This window comes from Priestia sp. YIM B13552, from assembly GCF_042787775.1.
Classification (GTDB): domain Bacteria; phylum Bacillota; class Bacilli; order Bacillales; family Bacillaceae_H; genus Priestia; species Priestia megaterium_E.
This window is the reverse complement of sequence record NZ_JBHZOU010000011.1, coordinates 1-5,007: the sequence shown is the minus strand read 5'-3', so window position 1 is coordinate 5,007 and position 5,007 is coordinate 1. Positions and strand designations below refer to the sequence as shown.

The 5,007-nt window shown below is 32.9% G+C and carries 4 protein-coding genes and 1 pseudogene; 2 read left to right on the top strand and 3 right to left on the bottom strand.

Going from position 1 to position 5,007, the window contains the following annotated elements; genetic code table 11:
* Positions 1 to 197, top strand: a pseudogene (locus ACFX40_RS25520) (hypothetical protein); the annotation flags it as partial.
* A 192-nt stretch (positions 198 to 389) separates the two neighbouring features.
* Here the strand turns inward: ACFX40_RS25520 and ACFX40_RS25515 are convergent.
* Positions 390 to 884 carry an exosporium protein D gene (locus ACFX40_RS25515; protein WP_080781600.1) on the bottom strand — a complete coding sequence of 165 codons (495 nt, stop codon included), beginning with the start codon at positions 882 to 884 and terminating at the stop codon, positions 390 to 392.
* A gap of 288 nt (positions 885 to 1,172) precedes the next feature.
* Here ACFX40_RS25515 and ACFX40_RS25510 point away from each other — a divergent pair, with 288 nt between their 5' ends.
* Positions 1,173 to 2,333, top strand: coding sequence for a S8 family peptidase (locus tag ACFX40_RS25510; RefSeq protein ID WP_377257064.1), 1,161 nt, complete (start codon positions 1,173 to 1,175; stop codon positions 2,331 to 2,333).
* 200 nt (positions 2,334 to 2,533) lie between these two features.
* Here the strand turns inward: ACFX40_RS25510 and ACFX40_RS25505 are convergent, their stop codons facing one another.
* Both ACFX40_RS25505 and ACFX40_RS25500 read right to left on the bottom strand, forming a co-directional pair.
* Positions 2,534 to 3,019, bottom strand: coding sequence for a hypothetical protein (locus ACFX40_RS25505; protein WP_377257145.1), 486 nt, complete (start codon positions 3,017 to 3,019; stop codon positions 2,534 to 2,536).
* Positions 3,020 to 3,742: 723 nt separating this feature from the next.
* Positions 3,743 to 3,919 carry a hypothetical protein gene (locus ACFX40_RS25500; RefSeq protein WP_263046318.1) on the bottom strand — a complete coding sequence of 59 codons (177 nt, stop codon included), beginning with the start codon at positions 3,917 to 3,919 and terminating at the stop codon, positions 3,743 to 3,745.
* Positions 3,920 to 5,007: the final 1,088 nt, after the last annotated feature.

The following is a 5,007-nucleotide window of genomic DNA, read 5'->3' as shown; positions in this document are numbered from 1 at the left end:
ATGGCAAAGATAAATGCAAAGACAAACACGAAAAAGATTATGGCAAAGATAAATGCAAAGACAAACACGAAAAAGATTATGGCAAAGATAAATGTAAAGACGAACACGAAAAAAATCATGGCAAAGATAAAGTTGTCTTTTATGAAAAGGACTATAATAAAAATAAATGCAAATGTAGTAAAAGTTATAATAATTAAGCCACTTGAACTTTTGTGTTAGCAGTTTACAACTAGGTTTATACTGAAAGACTATTAGCTCTCGAGCTAATAGTCTTTTTGCTTAACCCCAATTTTTTATATACTTCCAGTAATTATATTATCTGAGGGTCTTTGCAAATAAAAAAAACGTTGAACAAATAAAATTTGTCCAACGTTTTTTTTATTAACGTCCTAGAAAAAACAGTTTTTGTTATGTTTTTTGTTTTGATTATTACAACCCATACAAAATGTTTTTTGAATGAAGACAAGTAGGGTTCCTTCGGTAGTAGGAGAAGGATTCGAAACAGTTAGTCTTTCAAAATTTTCAACTTGAAAAGCTCGTGTAGCACCTGCAGGTATAGTAGCTGAAATAGGCATTCTAGAACCTCTTATAAAAATTGACACTGTAAGACCAGTAGTTACAGCTGATAGCTGAAGAAGCGTTTTGTTATGATTTTTAGTAAAATCTTCAAAAACATTTACATCTGTAGCATTAGCGGGAACTGCAATAGTTAACGGGACGTTTCCTGTTAAATTGGTTCCAAAACCTTCAATTGTATGATTTTCAACAAAGAATTTGTCATTATCTTTTTTCTTACTATATGAACCTCTACATGGATAAGAAGCTTCTACATAATATAATTCATCGTTTTTATTATAGTGACGGTAGCTTTTTATAATAATCACTCCTTTTTTATTTATACACTATTTTATTCATTTATCTATAGATTGTTTGTGTGCCTGTCCAATAATATTAAATTTCATAAAAAATTTAATATTGATTAGCCATTGTTAGGTGAACAAATAATTAGAGAAAGCATACCAGAAGAAAATACTATTATTTGAGAGATTATAAAATTAAGGGTGGGAATCTTGTAGGTGCCAGCTATTTTTTTGTATCATGTATACTTGTCCAATCCTTATTAATAGATTCGGAATATTATATTAGGAATTTATTAATAAGGAGGAATGTTAGTGTTTTTTTGGCTTTCTTTAACCACCTCTGTATTTATCATTATATTGTTATTTTATACAGTGAAATATATTGTTACTCTTTTCGACTCAGAATCTCCAACAGCTTTTGAACCAAATCAATTAATTATTAAATTTAATGACAATGTATGTAAGCATAGAGCAGCGGAGATTCACCGTAAAAATAAATGTGAAATTTTAGAGGAAAATAACAGCTTAGGATTTCACCTCGTATATACAAAAAAGAATATAAAAAAGCTGATCAATATCTATAATAAACTTGATGAGGTGGAATATGTAGAACACAATTATATTTTCAAAGCTTCTTATGTACCTAATGATTCCTTTTATCCTTTTCAATATGGCCCTCAAAAAGTACAAGCTACTTCTGCTTGGGATGTGACTAAGAGTAATAGTAGTATAAGAATTGCAATTGTAGATACAGGTGTCCAACTTAACCATCCTGATTTAACTTCAAAACTCTTGCCAGGTTATAACTTTGTAGATGGGAATACAAACCCAAGCGATGGAAATGGACATGGGACTCACGTAGCTGGTATTGCTGCTGCAGCAACCAATAATGTTTCAGGTATTGCTGGCATGGCTCCATTAGCTTCCATATTACCACTTCGTGCACTTGATAATACTGGTAATGGCACCCTAACTAATATTGCGAATGCTATTATATATGCAGCCGATCAAGGTGTTCAGGTGATTAATTTAAGTTTAGGGGGTTCCCAAGGCTCCCTTACATTAGAAAATGCGATCAATTATGCTTGGGATAAAGGGTCGATTATCTTAGCAGCTGCTGGTAATGAAGGCACTAATACCTTAACCTATCCAGCATATTACGAAAATGTGATCGCTGTAGCATCTACAGATTCAAATGACCAGAAGTCTAGTTTTTCAAATTATGGGACGTGGGTAGAAGTAGCAGCCCCTGGTTCTAACATTTTATCGACCTATATTGGCAGTAACTATGCGTATTTAAGCGGTACTTCCATGGCCTGCCCTCACGTAGCCGGATTAGCGGCCCTCTTAGCAGCTCAAGGAAAAACTAACGTGGAAATTAGAGAGGATATGCAATCTACAGCTGACCCCATTCTTGGCACAGGTTCATATTGGACTTACGGTCGGATTAATGCAAACCGAGCAGTTCGCTAAAGTTAATAAAAAATATCTCCAATTCAATTAGTTTCCTCTTACTTGTTCATTAATAATCTCATTCGATTTACAGACTCCCTTAACCGCCTTTTCTTCTCACCTACACATTCTTTAACTTTCATAAAAATCACCTCTTGTTTCCCTTCTACTCAATTATTTTTAAAGAAACAAGAGGTTACATTTCATATTTACATATGTCCTTACATGGTTAGTTTACGTTCATTAATCATTGTATAAACTACCTCTTCATTGCTTTCTAAAAGTTCTTTAGTAGTGGTATTATGATTTTTCGCATGACGAGAAAAATTGGCTTTGCTATACCAATGATGACATAAAGGACATGGCAATTCATTTTCAATCTCATAATCAATTGACGTCCATCTTGTAGAAAATGAGGAAGGTTTGCCTGTATCATTTTTTGTATACGGGGTGCTCTCATGATGTATAGACTTTTGTATACGCTCTGTAGTCACAGCAACTTCATTTGTAGTCTTGTTGTATAGACTATCTTCTAATTCTTCTCTAATTAGTAAGAACCCAGCTTCTGACATAGATAGACCTAACTCATCACAAAGCTGGCGAAAATGCTCATATATACTTTCCGGCAACCTAATAGGCAACACCTTACTTGGTTCTTTTGTTTTTGACTGACGAGCGTACTTATCTAATTTCCCCAATCCTATCACCTCGTATATACAATTTGTATATACATTCAATACAGAGACTTTATCTTCCTGCCATCTTTCTAACTACATACTGTATACATTATGTAGTTGATGAGTTTTTTATAGAGATATTAATTTAATCTACTTATTGATTACACGCTCTTTTTAACAATGCTCTTCAGTAACTCTATCAAAGAATTTGTTGTTATCATGCATCATCTTATTCCCATTCCCCCTCTACATCTCCCATCAGCCCACATAAAATATTGTTCACCTTTCTCATTGTTTTCGAACATTAATTCATTAATTGAACGTTCTAACCGATTAAACCTTTTAGCCTTTTTTCTCATGCTGTTTGCTCTTCAAAAAATTAGAATAACTTAAATTATTCTTTAAAAAATCTTTGACGAGATACCCCATGTTCTTGCACTAGTTCATTAATTTCCACATAGGAACTGGATCAATCCTTCGTAAAAACATATCCGTGACATTTATTTCTTTTCTGTAAATTGTAGTTCTTCACTAAACAAGAGAGAAGAGCATAAGGGGTTTTTGCCCCCACCATAGGTGTGGGGCTAGGCAAAGCCTAGCAAAACTGTGGGTACAAAGAAAATCGCTAAATGTCCCCTTTACGTCCCCTTTTTTTGGTGTACGTCCCTTTTACGTCCCCTTTTAAAATCCCAACGCCCCCTTTATGTCCCCCTATTTTGGAGCCATGTCCCCTTTGCGTCCCCCTGTGTTTTTTCACTTTATGGCTAAATCTTGTTGCTTTTCATTCAATTTTTGAAGCTTTTCTTTTAAACTTTTTTGTTCATCTTCATAGAGCTGAATGCTTGCATCACTCAATTGAATGGCATCCTTTTTCATCGCAATTTTTAATTTTAGATTGGCTACTTTATAGTTTTCCATTTTATTTTTCACAACATCTTTTTCTAACTCATGTGCATCAGCGTTTTTTAAAATGGTAATCGTTTATAGAATAGAAATCTATTTCTAAACGATAAAAAATACTAAGGAGAATTACCCACTATAAAGAGGTAGCGAAGGGTTTTTTATCACAAATGTTGGAATCATTGAAGGTATATTTCACTCACCAAATAGCATTTATAATTTAAGATCTTTGCATTATAGATAATCTAAATTAAGTTATTATCGAGAAAATATGAATCCACATTAGATGAAAGTTCTCATCTAGTAAAGTTGGAAGAGTTAAAACGAAGACACCATATATTAAATATATTTTAGTTTTAAAAAGGTGTTTAAGATCTGTATAGAAAAGCAAAAGTATTCAAGCCAAAACATTCTCAACCAGAGGTCACCATCCCACCCACCAGATGCTGTCTAGAGCACCATTTTATTTATGAAAATGATGATAGAACGCAAAAAGATATCTGTAGATATCTTAATAAGATTTATATTCCCTAAGAAAATTTTTTAATGAGCTATTGGATGAGTAAATTAAATTATAGCTTGTCCTTTTTCCAATAAGAGTTTGACATAATTCTGTGATTTTATCTAACTTACTTTCCATTTAAATGAAGAACGATTGAAAAGTCTAGCTTTTTAATATAGCTAATAAAATTACTTACAATAGCATATCTCCTTCAATCAGGAGATATATTATAATGTGTGATTTCTGAGTGCGTGTTCGCAGAGTATACATCTAGATAGTCCTTTTAAAATAAAGAAGCAACCTCATTCTTTTCGGAGGAGAGAGGTTGCTTTTTTATTATGTTGAATTGTTGAATAGACATTTCTTTAGTCAAAATACAACATAAGGGATATGTAAATGCTATTTTATATATCCTGAGCATATATATATAAGGTGCACTTTTTATACATTTTTTCATTAATCACCTTTCTGAAGAACGTAGACAAATCAAGAATGTATAAAAAGCTGCATACTCCGGAAAAAGAACCCTCGGCGGAATCGTGGGACTGACCCCTAATAGTGAGACAAATAAAAAACACCTTTAAGTTAAAAAACGGGTATATACTACCTAACAATC